General features: G+C 68.8%; 18 protein-coding genes. 4 read left to right on the forward strand and 14 right to left on the reverse strand.

The window, feature by feature from the left end; all coding sequences use genetic code 11:
• The first annotated feature begins 96 nt into the window (after nt 1-96).
• Nucleotides 97-333: a helix-turn-helix domain-containing protein gene (locus HV783_RS09590; protein ID WP_054503577.1), complete on the forward strand. Its 237-nt coding sequence runs from the start codon at nt 97-99 to the stop codon at nt 331-333.
• 4 nt (nt 334-337) lie between these two features.
• Here HV783_RS09590 and HV783_RS09595 read toward each other — a convergent pair whose 3' ends face one another.
• Entirely contained in the window at nt 338-877 is a 540-nt protein-coding gene (locus HV783_RS09595) for a hypothetical protein (protein WP_054503578.1), read from the reverse strand.
• 61 nt (nt 878-938) lie between these two features.
• On the opposite strand from HV783_RS09595, the gene HV783_RS09600 reads away from it, so the two are divergent.
• Genes HV783_RS09600 through HV783_RS09610 form a run of 3 tightly spaced genes read left to right on the forward strand, consistent with a single transcriptional unit; the run spans nt 939 to nt 3,995 of the window.
• Nucleotides 939-1,832: an alpha/beta hydrolase gene (locus HV783_RS09600; protein ID WP_175143723.1), complete on the forward strand. Its 894-nt coding sequence runs from the start codon at nt 939-941 to the stop codon at nt 1,830-1,832.
• Nucleotides 1,833-1,864: 32 nt separating this feature from the next.
• On the forward strand, nt 1,865-3,436 hold the full coding sequence (gshA, locus tag HV783_RS09605; protein ID WP_064524943.1) for a glutamate--cysteine ligase: 1,572 nt from the start codon (nt 1,865-1,867) through the stop codon (nt 3,434-3,436).
• Between the two features lie 37 nt (nt 3,437-3,473).
• Complete coding sequence (locus tag HV783_RS09610) at nt 3,474-3,995, forward strand: lipocalin family protein (RefSeq protein WP_175189048.1); 522 nt, start codon at nt 3,474-3,476, stop codon at nt 3,993-3,995.
• Between the two features lie 99 nt (nt 3,996-4,094).
• Here HV783_RS09610 and HV783_RS09615 read toward each other — a convergent pair whose 3' ends face one another.
• The 13 genes from HV783_RS09615 to HV783_RS09675 all read right to left on the reverse strand — a co-directional run bounded on the left by HV783_RS09615 (nt 4,095) and on the right by HV783_RS09675 (nt 16,688).
• Nucleotides 4,095-5,036 carry a M14 family metallopeptidase gene (locus HV783_RS09615; RefSeq protein WP_054503582.1) on the reverse strand — a complete coding sequence of 314 codons (942 nt, stop codon included), beginning with the start codon at nt 5,034-5,036 and terminating at the stop codon, nt 4,095-4,097.
• 2 nt (nt 5,037-5,038) lie between these two features.
• Entirely contained in the window at nt 5,039-6,028 is a 990-nt protein-coding gene (locus HV783_RS09620; protein ID WP_175167207.1) for a Bug family tripartite tricarboxylate transporter substrate binding protein, read from the reverse strand.
• A gap of 161 nt (nt 6,029-6,189) precedes the next feature.
• Nucleotides 6,190-7,104: a LysR family transcriptional regulator gene (locus HV783_RS09625; protein WP_054503584.1), complete on the reverse strand. Its 915-nt coding sequence runs from the start codon at nt 7,102-7,104 to the stop codon at nt 6,190-6,192.
• A gap of 31 nt (nt 7,105-7,135) precedes the next feature.
• Nucleotides 7,136-8,014: an alpha/beta hydrolase gene (locus HV783_RS09630; RefSeq protein ID WP_175189049.1), complete on the reverse strand. Its 879-nt coding sequence runs from the start codon at nt 8,012-8,014 to the stop codon at nt 7,136-7,138.
• Nucleotides 8,007-8,768 (reverse strand): GntR family transcriptional regulator, encoded by a 762-nt coding sequence (locus HV783_RS09635; RefSeq protein WP_049070888.1) that lies wholly within the window; start codon nt 8,766-8,768, stop codon nt 8,007-8,009. Before HV783_RS09635 ends, HV783_RS09630 begins: the two co-directional genes overlap by 8 nt.
• An 82-nt stretch (nt 8,769-8,850) precedes the next feature.
• Entirely contained in the window at nt 8,851-9,876 is a 1,026-nt protein-coding gene (locus HV783_RS09640; RefSeq protein ID WP_054503586.1) for a carbon-nitrogen hydrolase family protein, read from the reverse strand.
• Between the two features lie 19 nt (nt 9,877-9,895).
• On the reverse strand, nt 9,896-10,588 hold the full coding sequence (locus tag HV783_RS09645; RefSeq protein WP_175189050.1) for an ABC transporter ATP-binding protein: 693 nt from the start codon (nt 10,586-10,588) through the stop codon (nt 9,896-9,898).
• Nucleotides 10,575-11,339, reverse strand: a complete 765-nt coding sequence (locus tag HV783_RS09650; RefSeq protein WP_064524954.1) for an ABC transporter ATP-binding protein — start codon at nt 11,337-11,339, stop codon at nt 10,575-10,577. The genes HV783_RS09645 and HV783_RS09650 overlap by 14 nt, the downstream gene beginning before the upstream one ends.
• A 100-nt stretch (nt 11,340-11,439) precedes the next feature.
• Nucleotides 11,440-12,426 (reverse strand): branched-chain amino acid ABC transporter permease, encoded by a 987-nt coding sequence (locus HV783_RS09655; protein WP_049070885.1) that lies wholly within the window; start codon nt 12,424-12,426, stop codon nt 11,440-11,442.
• Entirely contained in the window at nt 12,423-13,337 is a 915-nt protein-coding gene (locus HV783_RS09660) for a branched-chain amino acid ABC transporter permease (RefSeq protein ID WP_006392582.1), read from the reverse strand. Before HV783_RS09660 ends, HV783_RS09655 begins: the two co-directional genes overlap by 4 nt.
• Complete coding sequence (locus HV783_RS09665; protein WP_063579951.1) at nt 13,334-14,503, reverse strand: ABC transporter substrate-binding protein; 1,170 nt, start codon at nt 14,501-14,503, stop codon at nt 13,334-13,336. The genes HV783_RS09660 and HV783_RS09665 overlap by 4 nt, the downstream gene beginning before the upstream one ends.
• Before the next feature lie 58 nt (nt 14,504-14,561).
• Complete coding sequence (locus tag HV783_RS09670; RefSeq protein WP_020925409.1) at nt 14,562-15,473, reverse strand: fumarylacetoacetate hydrolase family protein; 912 nt, start codon at nt 15,471-15,473, stop codon at nt 14,562-14,564.
• A gap of 90 nt (nt 15,474-15,563) precedes the next feature.
• Nucleotides 15,564-16,688 (reverse strand): cupin domain-containing protein, encoded by a 1,125-nt coding sequence (locus HV783_RS09675; RefSeq protein WP_116792598.1) that lies wholly within the window; start codon nt 16,686-16,688, stop codon nt 15,564-15,566.
• Between the last annotated feature and the right edge of the window lie 127 nt (nt 16,689-16,815).

The raw sequence follows: 16,815 nt of genomic DNA on the forward strand, positions 1-16,815 counted from the left end.
CAAAGGGCGATACGCAATGGCATCATCGCTTGTCCACGGCCGATGGCCAGCCGGAACATGGGTTGTCTTTTGCCAGGAACCCGCGTCCCCGCCGCCATGTCCGCCGACCCCATTCTCGTCGCCCCGCTTGCACCGCTCAGCGTCCGGCTGTCGCCGCGCGAATCGGCTTCGCTGCTCTGGAGCGCCGCCGGCAAGACCAGTTGGGAAACCGCCCGCATCCTGGACATCAGCGAAAGCACCGTCAATTTCCATTTGCGCAACGCCTGCCGCAAGCTGCAGGTGCGCGGCCGCCGCGCCGCGGTGGCGGCGGCGATCCGGCGGGGATTGGTGTGAGCCGTCACGGCTTGACCACGACCGACCTCAGGAATTCACGCGCCCGCTCCTGCGGCAGGCTGGCCTCGGTGCCCGCCGCCACCGCCTCGATCAGCATGGTGTCGGTCACCCACACCCGCGCCCGCAGCCAGCCGGGCTTGCCCATGGCCTTGCCCTGCACGTCGATGTCCTGCCCGTAGGGCGGCCACTCGGTGGGCGGCGGCGCCTGCATGTTGACGTACAGCGAACGCATCAGGGCCATGCCCAGCGCCTGCCTGGCCACGGGATCCGCCGCGATCTCCGGCGGCAGGGGCGCCGATCCGATCGCGAACACCGCCTCGCCAACGGTGGCCGTGGCCAGCGTGAATGACAGCGTATGGGTGTCCAGCCGCAACTGGCGGGTCTCGGTCTGCACCCGGTTCGGGAACGCCGCCCGCACCCGGCCGTCCGCCACGTCCACTTCGCGCCAGTTGTAACGGGGCGAGCAGGCGCTGACCAGCAGGGCCAACACAACAATCGGCCCGGCTTTCTTGAACATGAAACGAAACAGCGATGAAATCGTCATTACCGTAAAGACCCCACGGTCTTTTCATTTCGAGGACAGCCCCAAATTGTCGCCGATTTCGATGACCCCAGCGCCCGACGGCACGCCCCTGGCCAATTACGTGTGGTCCGCCGCCCCGAATGTGCCCTCGCCCGTGATCGGCGCGGGCACGCCCGGCATCTACCTGCTGCATGGCCTGAGCGAGCATGCCGGGCGCTATGACCGGCTGGCGCGCTGGCTGGCCGCCCGCGGCTGGACCGTGGGCGCCCATGACCATCGCGGCCATGGCCGCTCCGGCGGCCGGCCCGCCACGCTGGCGCGCCAGGAGGATCTGGTGACCGACGCCGTCGCACGCCTGGCCGACTGGACCGCCGCCCACGGTCGCCCGCCGATCCTCCTGGGCCACAGCCTGGGCGCCCTGGTGGCGGTGCGGATCGCGCTGCAGCGGCTGGCGCCGATCGACGCCCTGGTGCTCAGTTCGCCGCCGTTCGTGGTCAACGTGCCGCTGTGGGTGCGCCGCACCCTGACCTGGATGTCCCTGCACGCGCCCGACCTGCGCGTGCCCCACGGCCTGGCGCCCGCCCGGATTTCGCACGACCGGGCGGTGGTCAAGGCCTACCGGTCCGATCCGCTGGTGCGGCGCAGCATGACCGGCCGGCTGGCCCGCTTCGTCGATGACGGCGGCCGCGATTCCCTGCGGGAAGCCCACCTGCTGGCCTGCCGCACCCTGCTGATGGTGGCCGGCGACGACTCCATCGTGGCGGCCGAGGGCAGCCGCCAGTTCGCCCAGCGCGCGCCCGCCGAATTGCTGACATTGCGCTGGTACGACACCGCCTGGCACGAGATTTTCAACGAAACCGCCCCTATTGCCGACCCGGTCTACGCCGACCTGGACGAGTGGCTGGCGCGCACCGCCGCGCAATTGTCCCTGTCCCCAGTACTGGCTCCCTCGGCAGAGGAGGCCAGCACCCCGTAAAATCCGGCGACAGACCCCATCGAGAAGATTCCGTGACTGATACCGCCGCCCAACGCCTCTCCCGCCTGGAGGCCAACCGCTCGCTCCTGACCCAGACCCTGAGGGGCATCGAGAAAGAAGGCCTGCGCGTCGACGAGCAAGGCATCCTGGCCCGCACGCCGCACCCGGCCGGGCTCGGTTCCGCGCTGACCAACGAACACGTCACCACCGACTATTCGGAATCGCTGCTCGAACTGATCACCGGCACCCACGACAACGTCGACGCCCTGCTGGCCGAGCTGACCGCCACGCATCGTCACGTCTACAGCGTGCTCGACCACGAGCTGATCTGGAACCAGTCGATGCCGGCCACCCTGCCGGCCGAGGCCGACATTCCCATCGCCTGGTATGGCACGTCCAACACCGGCATGCTCAAGCACGTCTACCGCCGCGGCCTGGCCGAGCGCTACGGCAAGACCATGCAATGCATCGCCGGCGTCCACTACAACTTCTCGCTGCCCGAAGCGCTGTGGTCCGTGCTGGACACGCAGCCCGGCACCGACCAGGACCGTCGCTCGCGCGGCTACATCGGCCTGATCCGCAATTTCACGCGCTATTCATGGCTGCTGATGTACCTGTTCGGCGCGGCGCCGGCGCTGGCGCGTGATTTCCTGCGCGATGGCGAACACGGCCTGCAGCGCCTGGGCGACCACACCCTGTACCTGCCCTACGCCACCAGCCTGCGCATGAGCGACCTGGGCTACCAGAACAAGGCGCAGTCGCAGCTCAAGCTCTGCTACAACGATCTCGACACCTTCCTCGGCCGCCTGTACGACGCGGTCACCCAGCCCTGGCCCGACTACCAGAAGCTCGGCACGCATCGCAACGGCGAATGGATCCAGCTCAACACCAATGTGCTGCAGATCGAAAACGAGTACTACTCCAGCATCCGCCCCAAGCGCGCCACCGGCCGCTGCGAGCGCCCCATCACCGCGCTGGCCGAACGCGGCGTGCAGTACGTGGAAGTGCGCTGCCTGGACATCAACCCCGAATCGCCGGTGGGCATCGACGCCGACACCAGCCGCTTCGTGGATGCCTTCCTGCTGTTCTGCGCCGCCTCCGACAGCCCGTTCTTCCCCGCCAACGGCTACTGTCAGCGCAGCGCCGACAACTTCGCCACCGTGGTCAAGGAAGGCCGCAAGCCCGGCCTGCAACTGGACCGCGACGGCAAGGCCATCGGCCTGGCGCAATGGGGCCAGGAACTGCTGGACCAGATCGCGCCGTACGCGGCCCTGTACGACTCGGCCCTGGGCGGCAGCGCCTATGCCGACAGCCTGGCCGCGCAGCGCGCCAAGCTGGGCCAGCCCGACGCCACGCCGTCCGCGCGCCTGCTGGCCGCGCTGACCGACAGCGGCGAATCGTTCCACGACTATTCGCTGCGCCAGAGCCGCGCGCATGCGCAGGCGCTGCGCGCCCAGCCGCTGCCGGCGGACGTGGCGGCCGAATACCGCCAGGCCGCGCTCGACTCCAGCGCCGAACAGCGGCGCATCGAGCAAGCCGACGACGTCGATTTCGACACCTACGTGGCGCGCTATCACGCCGCGCTCAAGGCGCCGCGCAAATAAGGCGTATCGTTAGGGTTTTGGATCAGGAGGCTTTCCCATGCGCCGCATTGCAACATTACTGTTGGCCGTCGCCGCCAGCGCGGCCGGAATCGCCCACGCCGCGCCGCCGCCCATGCAGACCGTGGAGTCGGTCGACCTGAAGCGCTATGCCGGCATGTGGTACGAGATCGCCAACTTCCCGATGTTCTTCCAGCGCAACTGCGTGGGCGACACCACCGCGGAATACACGCTGCATCCGGACGGCACCGTGGGAGTCAACAACCGCTGCCGCACCAAGGACGGCGACATCGACTCGGCCACGGGCACCGCCACGGTGGTCGAAGGCAGCAACAACGCCAAGCTCGAAGTCTCGTTCTTCAAGCCGTTCAAGGGCGACTATTGGGTCATCGGGCTGGACCCGGACTACCGCTGGGCAGTGGTCGGCACGCCCGACCGCAAATACCTGTGGATCCTGTCGCGCTCGCCGCAACTGCCCAAGGAAGAACTGGATCGCGCACTGGCCGCCGCCACCGCGCAGGGCTACCAGCTCGACGAATTGCGCTACACGCCGCAGAAGTAATGCGCGGCCGGCCCGGCGGCGATACGGCCAGGGCCCGGCCACGCGGCCCGCGACCGCGCGATACGCGCGGCGTTCAGGCCGCGCCCACCGCTCGCGTGGTCAGCCCGCGTAGTCGCGCGCCAATCGCACCACCGTCACGCCCGGCTTGAGCTGACGCAGCGACGGCATCACCAGCGTGCAGCGGTCATAAGGCGAAACGATCGCCCGGCCGTCGGCCCAGCCGATCACCGATCCCGCCTTTTCCAGCGTCTCCAGGCCCTGCCAGGGCTGCGCGAAGCTCACGTCCATCGACGGCGCCACCACCGCGTCGGTCACTTCCAACACCCTCTGCGCGGCGTCGGGCTGCCGCCAGCCGGCCGGGATGTCGGCGGCATCCACCACATCCGCCGCGACCAGCATGCGCGCCACCATGTCGCGCGCCACGTCGCGGGCCGCCGGATCGCCGTGAAAGCCGCATTCGATCAACAGCGCGCAGGCGTCGCCGCGCGCCGGATCCCCGAACTGCGCGAAGTCGCGCATGCGCACGCCGTCCTTGTGGCCGGCGTCCACGATGACGTGCCGCGGCGCCTTCAGGCGCCGCGCCAGCGCGATATTGCGCGGCAGGACGCCCGTCAACAAGAGCGGCGCGCCCGGCTCGTGCATGGAATGCAGGTCCAGCAGCCAATCGGCGCGCTCGACCCACGGCCGCAATTGCGCCGCTCGCTGGCGGTCGCGGGTCGTGGGGTTGTCCAGGCGCTCGGCGCTCCAGACCCGGTTCATGTCCTCGTCGACGAAACGCGAGGCGTCATGGCGCGCCAGATCGAAACGGTCGAAGGCCGGCAGGTTGCAGAACGCCAGCGTCAGGCGGCCGCGGCGCGGCCGCAGGCCCGCGGCCAGCAGGTCCTTCAGCGCCCAGGCGCCGCACAGCTCGTTGCCGTGCACCAGCGCGGACAGCATCAGCGCGCGGCCGGGCAGGCCCGAGTCGAAGTGCCAGACGCCCGGCGTATCGGTATTGCCCAGCCGCTCGGCGGCGAGATCGGGAACGGGCAGCGTGAAATCCATGATTACTGCGCCTCGATCTTGGCCGCCTTGACCAGCGCCCCGTACTTGCGCGCCTCGGCGGCCTGCGAGGCCACCGGATCCAGATCCGGCTGCGCCAGCACGCCGCCGGCCTCCAGCATCTTGGCGCGGAATTGTTCCGACTTGAGCGTATCGGCCAGGGCCTCGCGCAGCTTGGCGGCCACCGGCTCGGGCAGGCCGGCCGGGCCGTACAGCGAGAACGTGATGCTGAGGTCGACCGCCTCGAAACCCGGGGTCTCGGCCAGCGCCGGAATGTCAGGCGCCACCGCCGAACGCTTGGGCTGCGTCACGCCCAGCGCCACGATCTTGTCGGCGCGCACTTGCGGCAGGCCCGAGGACAGCACCAGCACGCCGAAATCCAGTTGGCCGCTCATCAGGTCGGTCACCAGCGGCGACACGCCCCGGTAAGGAACATGTTCAGCGCGCGTATTGGTTTCCTGGTTGATCATCTCGCCGGCCAGGTGCAGCGTGGTGCCGACGCCGGACGAGCCGTAGTTGAAGCTGCCCGGCGCGGCGGCGCGCAGCTTCTGCAGGTATTCGGCGGCGGTCTTCACGCCGGAATTCTTGCTGGCCGCCAGCATCATGGGCTGCGTGGCGATCACGCCCAGGGCGGTGAAGTCCTTGGCGCCGTCGTACTTGACGGCGCTGTTGATCATGCGGGCGACCACCATTTCATTGGTCGAGCCGAGCAACAGCGTGTAGCCGTCCGGCGTGGCGCGGGCCACGCGCTGCGCGCCGATGGTGCCGCCGGCCCCGCCGGCGTTCTCGACCACCACGCTCTGGCCGATGCGCTTGGCCAGCTCCTCGCCGAACAGACGCGCGGTCAGGTCGACGCTGCCGCCTGCCGGATAGCCGACGATCAACGAGACCGGGTGGTCGGGGTAACCGGCGGCGATGGCCGGCGAGGCGATCAACGAAACGGCGGCACAGAGCGCGACCGACGCGCCGCGCAAGGCGTGCGGAACGAATTTCATGAATTTCTCCCTGGGGTGCTGAGGTGGACGGCGGCGCCGTCTCGTTCGAGTTTCGGGAGACATTCTGCGCGTGGGCCGGCGGCATGATGTGCCAAGTCGGCACATTTCCGTGCTAATTCAGATTGCCGCCGGCCTGCCCCTGCGAGCAATGACGCGCCGCTTCAGGCCTTGCGATTGGCGGTGGCTTCCCAAGCCGCCTCGGCGAGGTCGGCCAGGCGCGCCCGCGAGCGGTACAGCCGCACCTCGAAGGCGATCTCGTCGCTGCGGCCGCCCAGCGACACCAGGACGCCGCGGCGACAGTCGGCCGCCACCATCGACCAGGGCAGCCAGGCCACGCCCAATCCCTTGAGCGCCGCGCCATGCGCGGCATCGAGCGAATCGATGCGCACGAACGGCGTCAGCGCATAGGGCGTGGATTCGAGCCTGTCGCCCAGGATGCGCTCCATCGACAGGCCGCCGGCGTAGGTAATCAGCGGCGCCGGCTGGCCGCCCTCGCTCAGCACATAGCGGGCGCGGCCGCGGCCATCGGCCTGGCTGACCGGCACCAGCTTGTCGGTGCCCAGCGTCATGTAGCGATAGCGCACCGGGTTGAGCTGCATGGACAGGGCCGGATGCTCGTAGCAGCACAGCAGGTCGACCTTGCCCTGCTCCAGACGCATCGCCATGTCTTCCATCTTGCCGGTGGAAATCTCCAGTTGCGTGCCTTCGGTCAGCACCTTGGGCGCGCGATGGCGCAGCCGCGCGATCCAGTCGCCCACCACGGTACGCGACAGGCTGCGGCCGGTAGCGATGCGCAGCACCGCCTCGCCGCCCGCGCCGGAACTGCGGATGCGATGGCGCACCAGGCCCATCTGCTCGACCACCTGGGTGGCGGTCTTGAGCAGCGCCTCGCCCTCGGCGGTCAGCGTCACCGGCACGCGCTGGCGCTCCACCAGCGGCGCGCCGGCCCAGGCCTCCAGCGCGCGGATCCGGCGCCCGAAGGCCGGATGCGTGACGTGCCGCGCCTCGGCGGCGCGCACGAAGCTGCCGCTCTGCGCCAGCGCAATCAGGTCTTCGAGCAGTTTCAGGTCGGCCATGGCGCGCCCGTGTCCGTGAACGCGCTCAGGCTTACGCCAGGCCCATCATCGCCAGGGTGGCGCGGGTCAGATCGCTGGCCGGGTCCTCCAGTTCGTTCACCAGGTCGAAGTGGTTGCAATGCGGCGTCGGGATGCGCGTGGCCTGCAGGCCGGCGCCGGTCCAGGCGCGCTCGAAGGCTTCGGTCTGGTTCTTGAACCCTTGCGTCTCCAGGCCGCCGACGGCCAGCAACATGGGGCCGGCGCGTTCGGGCAGGTTGAAGATCGGGCTGTGGCGCGCGGCCTGCTCCGGCGTCAACTGCAACCAGGTATTGGGCAGCACGTCGCACAGCGGTCGCAAGTCGAACAGGCCGCTCAGCGCCAGCGTGCCCTTGACCACGTCATCCGGCACGCCGTAGCGCGCCGGCCAGGCGGGCGCGGCCAGCATCGCCGCCAGATGCCCCCCGGCCGAACTGCCGCCGACGTAGATACGCTCGGGATCGACGCCGTACGTCGCCGCGTTGTGGTACAGCCAGGCCAGCGCCGAGCGCATCTCGCGCACGATTTCCGGCAGCGTCGCTTCGGGCGCCAGGGTGTATTCCGGCACCGCCACCGCCGCGCCGGCCGCGTTGAAGGCCTCTGCCATCACCGGCGCGTCTTCCTTGCGCTGCGCGCGCCAGTAGCCGCCGTGGATGAACACGAACAGCGGCGCCGGGCCGCGGTTCGCCGCCGGCAGGAACAGGTCCAGCCGCTCGTCCTGACCCATGCCGTAACGCAGGTTCAGCAGGCCGGGGCGGCGCGATTTCACCGCGGCGGCCGACTCGGCGTAGCGGCGCACGCAGGCGTCGAAGTCCGCCACCGACTCGCGGGCGTTGTATTGCACCTCGCGCTCGGCGATGGTGGGGAAAAAGAGATCGATGTCCGCGTCACGCATGAATGGCCTGCCTGTCGTCCTGGGAAATGATGTGTTCGATGAATTGCGCCGTCTTGCGGTAATGCGCCGCCAGCATCGCCACCGAGCCTTCGACGTCGCGCGAGAGCGCGGCATCGAGCAACTGGCGATGCTCGTCGTCGACATTGCGTTCGGGGCCGTAGGCGGTGGCGCCGGCGCGCGCCGGGCGCCGGTAGCGTTCGGTCTGCGCATACAGTTGTGTGGACAGGTCCAGCAGCCAGTGCGAGCGGCAGGCGCCGATCAGCGCGTGGTGGAAGTCCAGGTGGCGCGCCTCGAGCGATTCCTCCAGCTCCTGGCTGGGCGGCACGGCCTCGCCGGCGCGCTGCGCCGCCAGCGTCAGCGCGTGGTAGGCGCCGACCAGCCGCGCCTCCCAGGCGTCATCGGCGTTGGCCAGCGAGCGCCGCAGAGCGTCGCAATCGATCAGGATGCGGGTCTCGCAGGCGTCCCACATTTCCTCGACCGACAGCGGCGCGATGCGAAAACCGCGCGAGGTGGTGGTGATCACCATGCGTTCGCTGCGCAGCCGGTTCAGGGCTTCGCGGATCGGGGAAAAGCTGCTGCCGTAGCGTTGCTTGAGCAATTCCAGGCGCAGCGACTGGCCCGGCGCGAACGCCCCGCTCATGATGTCGCGCCGGAGCAGGCGGTAGACCTGCTCGGACAGCGTGATTTCCTCTACCTCGGCGTTCCCGTCGGCGCCGGGCTCGTCCTGGCGGGAAGCTTTGATTCTTGGCTTCAACGTGCTCTCCAGATGTCAGCGGCCTTGAGGCCGGGGCCGGCGGGCGCTCAGGCGGCCCATTCTACCCGCGGCCCGGTCGCCCCTAGCCGCGCGCCTCGGGCAACGGCTCGAAGTCTCCGTCCAGGTCGGCGGCGCCCGATTCGGCCAGGTCGTCATAGCGCGCCGCCTGCAGCGGCCGCCGGTTCACGCGCAGGTCGAACACGTCGAAGCGGTTGTAGTGGCCGACGATGTCGTGCATCTGGCGCGGCTGGATGCAGCGCGACAGGTCGATCTCGGCGTAGACAATGCCTTCGTCGTCGATCAGCGGTTCGCCGATGACACGCCCGTCCGGCCCCAATATTCCCGAAAACGCGCTGTTGCGGCGCGCCAGCATCTCGCGCGCTTCCGGATGGCTGGCGCTGATGGCGTCCTGGATCTCGGTGGAAATGGTCGAGCACGACACCACCGTGAACACCTTGCCCTCGAATGAATGCGCCGCCGCCCGCAGGCGGATGGCCTCGGCCATGTCGTAGTCGGGCGGCGCCACCGGCAGCGAGATATAGCTGGCGACGTGCACCATCTCGCCCTGCGCCAGCAGCGAGAAGCGCGCCAGCGTGTTGGTGTTCTCGCCGCAGGCCAGGCCGCCGAGCTTGCCGACGGACGTGTCATACACGCGCAGTGACTCGCCGTCGCCGTGGGCCCAGGTCAGCTTCTCGGCCCAGGTCGGCACCAGCTTGCGGTGGCGGCCCAGGACGCGGCCCTCTTCGTTGATGAAGACCATGGTGTTGTAGATCGTGCCGACGCCATGCCGGCTACGCTCGTTCACCCCCACCACCACGTTGACGCGGTGCTGGCGCGCGGCCTGGGCGATGCGGCGGATCTCCGGCCCCGGCAGCTCGATGGCGCTCTTGCAGAGCTTTTCGAACCACGGGCTGCCCTGCACCGGGTTCATCACCCAGCTCCAGTAGGGATAGGCCGAGACGAACACTTCGGGAAAGGCCACCAGGCTGGCGCCGTTGCCGGCGGCCTCGGCGATCAGCGCGCAGGTCTTGTCGACGGTGGCGTCGGTGTCCAGGAACACCGGGGCGGCCTGGACGGCGGCGGCCTTGAAAACGGGCAGGTTCAACATGCGTGTGCTCCTATTGCGGTCAGATGCCGAGATAACGTTGCGCCAGGTCGGGCTGCGCGGACAGTTCCGCGGGCGCGCCCGACCAGGCCACGCGGCCCTTGTCGACGATGTAGTGACGGTCCACCAGCGTCGCCATCTCGGGCAGGTTCTTGTCGATCACCAGGATGGTCTGGCCCTCGGCCTTCAGCGCCCGCAGGCAACGCCAGATTTCCTGGCGGATCAGCGGGGCCAGGCCTTCGGTGGCCTCGTCCAGGATCAGCAGTTTGGGATTGGTCATGAGCGCGCGGCCGACCACCAGCATCTGCTGCTCGCCGCCCGACAGCGTGCGCGACGACTGCGCGCGGCGCTCCTTCAGGCGCGGGAACAGCGCGTAGACCCGCGCCAGGTCCCAGCCGCCAGGCGCGGCGCGCGAGGTCGCCACCAGGTTCTCTTCCACCGACAGCGAGCCGAACACGCGCCGCCCTTCCGGCACCAGTCCCACGCCCAGCCGCGCCACCGCGCTCGGCGCGGGCCGCGCCAGCTTCTGGCCGCGGAACTGGACCTGTCCGCCGGTGGCCGGCAGCATGCCCATCAGCGTCTTGATGGTGGTGGTCTTGCCCATGCCGTTGCGGCCGATCAACGAGATCACCTCGCCCTCGGCGGCCTCGAAGGCCATGCCGAACAGCACCTTGCTCGATCCGTAGCCGCCGGTCAGGCCCTCAACCTTCAACATGTTCTTCTCCCAGGTAGGCGGCGCGCACTTCCGGATGGCGCCGCACCTCGTCGGGCGCGCCGCTGAACACCACCTTGCCGTAGACCAGCACGCTGATGCGGTCGGCCAGCGCGAACACGGCGTCCATGTCGTGCTCCACCAGCAGGATGCCGTAGTCGCCCTTCATGCCCAGCAGCAGGCGCGTCATGCGCGCGGATTCTTCCGGCCCCATGCCGGCCATGGGCTCGTCCAGCAGCAACAGGCGCGGCGAACGCGCCAGCGCCACCGCCAGTTCGAGCTGGCGCTTCTCGCCGTGCGCCAGGTCGGCGGTGCGCACGTGGCGCCGGTCCGCCAGGCCGACGTGGGTCAGCCATTGCATCGCCTGCGCCTTCAGGCCGGCATCGCGGCGCGGATCCGACCAGGCGCCAAAGGCGCGGCCGCCCTTGAGCATGCTGGACAGGATGACGTTTTCCAGCGCGGTGTATTCCTGGCACAGCTCGGTGATCTGGAACGAGCGGCCCAGTCCCAGGCGGGCCCGCTCGAAGGCGCGCAGCGCCGTCACGTCGCGTCCGTCCAGCTCGATGGTGCCCGAGTCCGGCCGGATCTCGCCGCAGATCTGCGCGATCAGCGTCGACTTGCCGGCGCCGTTCGGGCCGATGATGGCGTGGATCTCGCCGGCGCGCACGTCCAGGTCCACGCCGTTGGTGGCGACGACCGCGTCGAAGGCCTTGCGTAGCTGCGTCAGGCGCAGCAGGGTTTTCGTCTCGTTCATTCCTGGTGTCGGCTTACTATCGGGATGCCACGGATCCGGCTCCGCCGGTCCGTCGGCATGCCCCCTGGAGGGGGAAGCGCGAAGCGCCTCGGGGGTGGGCTCAATCCGCATGGCGCGTCTCCAGCAAGCGACCGAACAGCCCTTTCTGCCCCCACAGCACGACCAGCACCAGCACCGGCCCCATGTACAGCAGCCAATGCTCGGTCAGCGACGACAGCATCTGCTCCAGTCCCAGGAACACCGCCGCGCCCGCGATCGGACCCAGCAGCGTGCCCACGCCGCCGAGGATGACGATGGCCATCAGCTCGCCCGACTTGGTCCAGGCCGCCATGTCGGGCGTCACCAGCCCGGCATAGTTGGCCCACAGCACGCCCGCCAGCCCGGTGCCCACCGCCGACAGCACGAAGGCGCTCAGGCGATACGGCGTGGGCGCCACGCCCAGGTTGATGGCGCGCCGCTCGCTCTGGCGCAGCGCCTGCAGCACCATGCCAAAGCGCGAGTTGGTGACGCGGATGCACAGCAGCGTCCAGAGGGTCAGCAGCGCCAGGCAGACGTAGTAGAACGTCAGCGGGTTCTCCAGGTTCAGGCCGGGCAGCACGTTGCGCTGCGAGATCATCAGGCCGTCGTCACCGCCGTAGAACTGCAGCGACACCAGGATGAAGTACACCATCTGCCCGAACGCCAGCGTGATCATGATGAACTGCACGCCGCGCGTGCGCAGCGCCAGGTAGCCGAACAGCCAGCCCGCCAGCGCGCACACCGCCAGCGCGATCGGCCACACCACCAGCGCGGCGTTGCTGCCGGCCCAGCCGAACAATGGGCCGGCTTCGGTGGTGTGGAAGGCGATGATGCCCACCGCATAGCCGCCCAGCCCGAAGAACATCGCGTGGCCGAAGCTGACCATCGCGCCGTAGCCGATCACCAGGTCCAGGCTGACCGCGGCCAGGCCGTAGATCAGGAAGCGCGTCACCACGCCGATCAGGAAGGGCGTGTCGGTGGCCGCCGCCGCGCCCGGCAGCGCCAGCAGCAGGATCAGCCCGGCCAGCCCCCAGCGCGCGCGATTCGAAAGTGTCTTTGCCATCATCATCCTCGCGCCGGGAACAGCCCGCCCGGCTTGGCGATCAGCACGATCGCCATCAACACATAGATACTGGCCGAGGCCAGGCCCGCCGCCAGCGGATCGGCCGTGGCCGGCGAGAACACCGCGCCCAGCAGTTGCGGCAGGAACGCCCGCCCCATGCTGTCGACCATGCCGACCAGCAGCGCCCCCGCCAGCGCGCCGCGCACCGAGCCCACGCCGCCGATCACGATGACCACGAAGGTGGTGATCAGGATGCGCTCGCCCATGCCGATCTCGACGGCCAGCAGCGGCGCCGCCATCACGCCCGCCAGTCCGCACAGCAGCGCGCCCAGGCCGAACACCAGGGTGTAGAGCTTCTTGATATCCACGCCGAGCGCATCGACCATTTCACGGTCGTCGGCGCCGGCGCGGATCAGCATGCCGATGCGGGTGCGGTTCACCAGCCACCACAGCCCCACCGCCACCAGCGCGCCGACCGCGATGAACGACAGCCGGATCAGCGGATACTGGAACCCCGGCGCCAGCGTCACCGCGCCTTCAAGGAACGACGGGATGCCCACCAGCGGCGGCCGCCGGCCGAAGATCAGGCTGACCGCCTCGTTCGAGAACAACAGCAGGCCGAAGGTGGCCAGCACCTGGTACAGGTGGTCGCGCTTGTACAGCTTGCGGATCACCAGCACCTCCACCGACAGGCCGTACAGCCCCGCCCCCAGCAGCGCCGCCAGCACGCCCGCCAGGAACGAGCCGGTGGTGCCGATGGCGTAGGCCGCGCAGTACGCGCCCACCATGTAGAACGAGCCGTGGGTCAGGTTCACCACGCCCATGATCCCGAAGATCAGGGTCAGCCCGGCGGCGAGCAGGAACAGCATCGCGCCGAACTGCAGCCCGTTGAGCAACTGTTCGAAGAGCAATGTCATGACGGCATCTTGCAGAATTGGGCGTAGGCGTCCTTGTCATCGGACACCAGCTTGCGCACCAGGCGCGGCGACAGGCCGCCGTCGGCGTCCTTCTCGATGCGCATCAGGTACAGGTCCTGCACCGGATGCTGGTTGGTGTTCATGCTGAACTTGCCGCGCAGCGAGGCGAACTCGGGCTTGCGCAGCGCGGCGCGGAACTCGGCCTGGCGCGACAGGTCGCCGCCGGTGGCCTTCAGGCCGACGCCGATCAGTTGGGCCGTGTCGTAGGCCTGCATGGCGTAATCGGTGGGCACGCGGCCGTAGGCCTCCTTGAACGCCTGCACGAAGGCCTTGGATTGCGGATTGTCGAAGTCCTGCGACCAGATGCCGGTGATGTAGGCGCCCTGCGCCGCGTCGCCGGTGGCCTTGATCATGCGCGCATCCATCGAGAAGCTCGGCATCAGCATCGGCACGGTCTTGTTCAGGCCGGCCGCGGCGTATTGCTTGACGAAGTTGATGCCGGTGCCGCCCGGATGGAACTGGTAGACGGCGTCGGGCGCCAGCGACCGCACCCGCGCCAGTTCGACCGAGAAGTCCGACTGGTCCAGCTTGGTGTAGATCTCGGCCACCACCTCGCCCTTGTAGGTGCGCTTGAAGCCTTCGATGGCATCGCGCCCGGCCTGGTAGTTGGGCGCCAGCAGCGCCACGCGCTTGTAGCCCAGCTCATTGGCGGCCACGCCGCCCGCCGTGTGGAAGGCATCGTTCTGGTACGAGGCCACGAAATAGTTCGGGTCGCACTTCTCGCCGGCGAAGCTCGACGGGCCGGGGTTCAGGCTGACGTAGAACGCGCCCGACTTGACCACGCCCGGCGCCACCGCCGCCAGCACATTCGAAAAGTTCACGCCCGTGAACAGCTTGACGCCCGACTGCAGCATGCGGTCGGCCGCCTGCTTGGCGTTGGCGGGCTTGAGGCCATCGTCCTCGATCACCAGCTGCACCGGCACCCCGCCCAGCTTGCCGCCGCCCTGCTTGATCGCCAGATTGAAGGCGTCGCGCTCGTCCTCGCCGATGTAGCCGGCCGGCGTCGACAGCGTGGCGATGAAGCCGATCTTGACTGGCTCCGCGGCGTGCGCGATGCCCCCCAGCGTCCAGGCCAGGCCCGCCGCCAACATGGTTTGCTTGATCATTGTTTTCCCCTTGGAGACCGCCGCGCCCGCCGTCTCGTGGCGGGCGCTGGAATTTCGCCTAGACCGCCACCACCGGATGCCGCAGCGTGCCGATGCCTTCCACGCACGCCACCACCACGTCGCCCGGCCACAGCCACTCCTGCGGCTTGCGGCCCGCGCCCACGCCCTCGGGCGTGCCGGTGGCAATGATGTCGCCCGGCTCCAGCGTGATGCCGGCGCTGATGTCCGAGATCAGGAACGGCACCTTGAACAGCATGTGGCGCGTGTTCGAGCCCTGCTTCTTTTCGCCGTTGACCGTCAGCCACAGGTCCAGCACCTGCGGATCGGGAATCTCGTCGGCCGTGACGATGCAGGGGCCGAACGGCGCGTAGGTATCCTGGCCCTTGGAATAGATCCACTGGCCGGCGCGGCGGCAGTCGCGCGCGCTCATGTCCAGCATCACGCTGTAGCCGAACACGTACGACAGCGCGTCGGCCTCGGCCACGCGCGTGGCGCGGCGGCCCATGATCACCGCCAGCTCGACTTCCCAGTCCAGTTGCTGCGTGATCTTGGCGTTGTGCTCGATGGCGTCGCCCGGGCCGATCACGGTGGTGGGCGGCTTGGAGAAGATCACCGGCTGCTTGGGCAGGTCGGCCGAGGTATCGAGCGTGCGGCTCGATTCGGCCACGTGCTCGACGTAGTTCAGGCCGATGCCGAAGATGTTCTTGCGCGGACGCGGAATCGGCGCCAGCAGCTTGACGTTCTCCTGCGGCAGCGCGGTGCCCACGGGCCAGGCGCCGCGGTACGACTCCATCAGCTTCGAGGCCTGCGCCACGGCCACCGGGCCCAGGTCGATGAAGGCCAGCATGTCGTCCGGCAGCGCCACGCCGCCGGCCTGCCCCAGCAGGGCCAGGTCGATCACATAGCCTTCGGCCAGCGCGCCCAGGCGGGCGGCGGCGGTGGGATGGGCGCGAAAAGTTACCAAGCGCATAGGAACTCCAGGAAATTCAAGACGAGTTGAGACAGGCGCCCGGCCTGCGCCGGGCGGCGGATGAAAATTCGATGGGATTGGCGCCGGCCGCTAGATCAGTTTCTGGTGACCGTCGTTGTCCTTGACCGCTTCCTCGCGGTAGAGCGCCAGCGATCGCATCACCGGCAAGTCGTTGAAGCAGAACAGGCAGGCGTCGTCGTTGGACGACAGGTTGGCGTGCTCGTGCACGGCCCACGACGGCACACAGAAGATGTCGCGCTCGGTCCAGTCGTAGCGCTTGCCGTCGATGACCGAAAAGCCGCTGCCCTTGGCCACCTGGTAAAGGAAGCTGCCGGTGTGGCGATGGGCCTTGGTGTGCTCGCCCGGGCGCAGCAACTGCATGCTGGCGCCGATGGTCGGCATGACCGGGCCGCCGGTGGCCGGGTTGACGTACTCCATCAGGATGCCGTCATAGGGACTGCCGGCCGACACCCGCGCGTGGCGGCGCAGCGCCTCGTAGGTAGGTTCCCATTCGTACTTGAACAGCGGCGAATACGGCTTGGTCCAGCCCGTGGTCTGCGGCCGCAGCGCCGCGCTGCCCCACAGCGCGCTGGTGTCGTCCACCGGGTGCGTCACGGTCTGGTTCAGGTCGGGATGCACGGCGTAGAAGCCGGCCTCGAACGCGTTGACCAGCGGAATGTCCAGGCCGTCCTGCCAGATGCAGGTGGTGCCGTCCTCGGCCACGCCGTGCTCGTGCCAGGTGCCGTTGGGCGTGAGCACGAAGTCATTCGCGCCCAGCGTCATCTTGTGGCCGTCCACCACCGTGAACGCGCCCTTGCCTTCCATGATGAAGCGCAGCGCCGAATGCGAATGCTTGTGCGCCGACGCCAGCTCGCCCGGCCGCATCACCTGCAGGCCCGAATACAGCCAGCCGACCGCGGCGGCGACGTCGCGCCGGCCCGGGTTGTTCAGGTAGATCACGCGGCGGCCCGCTTCCTCGGGCGACACCAGTTCGGCCGAGCGCAACACGTGGCCGCGCAGGTCCTGGTAGCGCCAGACCACCGGCACCGACGCCGAACGCGGCGCCCAGGGCTCGATCTTGTTGGCCACCGTCCAGAGCGCGCCCGTCTCGAGCCGGGCCAGATCCTGGTAATAGGCGATGCGCTCCGGTGAATCCGCCACATTGGCGCGACCGGCGGTGTCTTCCCGATAGGCGTCGTACCTGTTCGCTTCCATCCCTTGCCTCTTTTTTATAAAAATCAAAAGATTTTCGAAAATATTAGAGGCGAGCCGGCATTTGGGCAATCGTTGCGCGCTAGGGGTTTTCCTGGGGCGGCTGCCCCGTCCCGAAAATATTTTTGGA

It is taken from the genome of Achromobacter dolens (assembly GCF_902859745.1).
Lineage (GTDB): Bacteria > Pseudomonadota > Gammaproteobacteria > Burkholderiales > Burkholderiaceae_B > Achromobacter > Achromobacter dolens.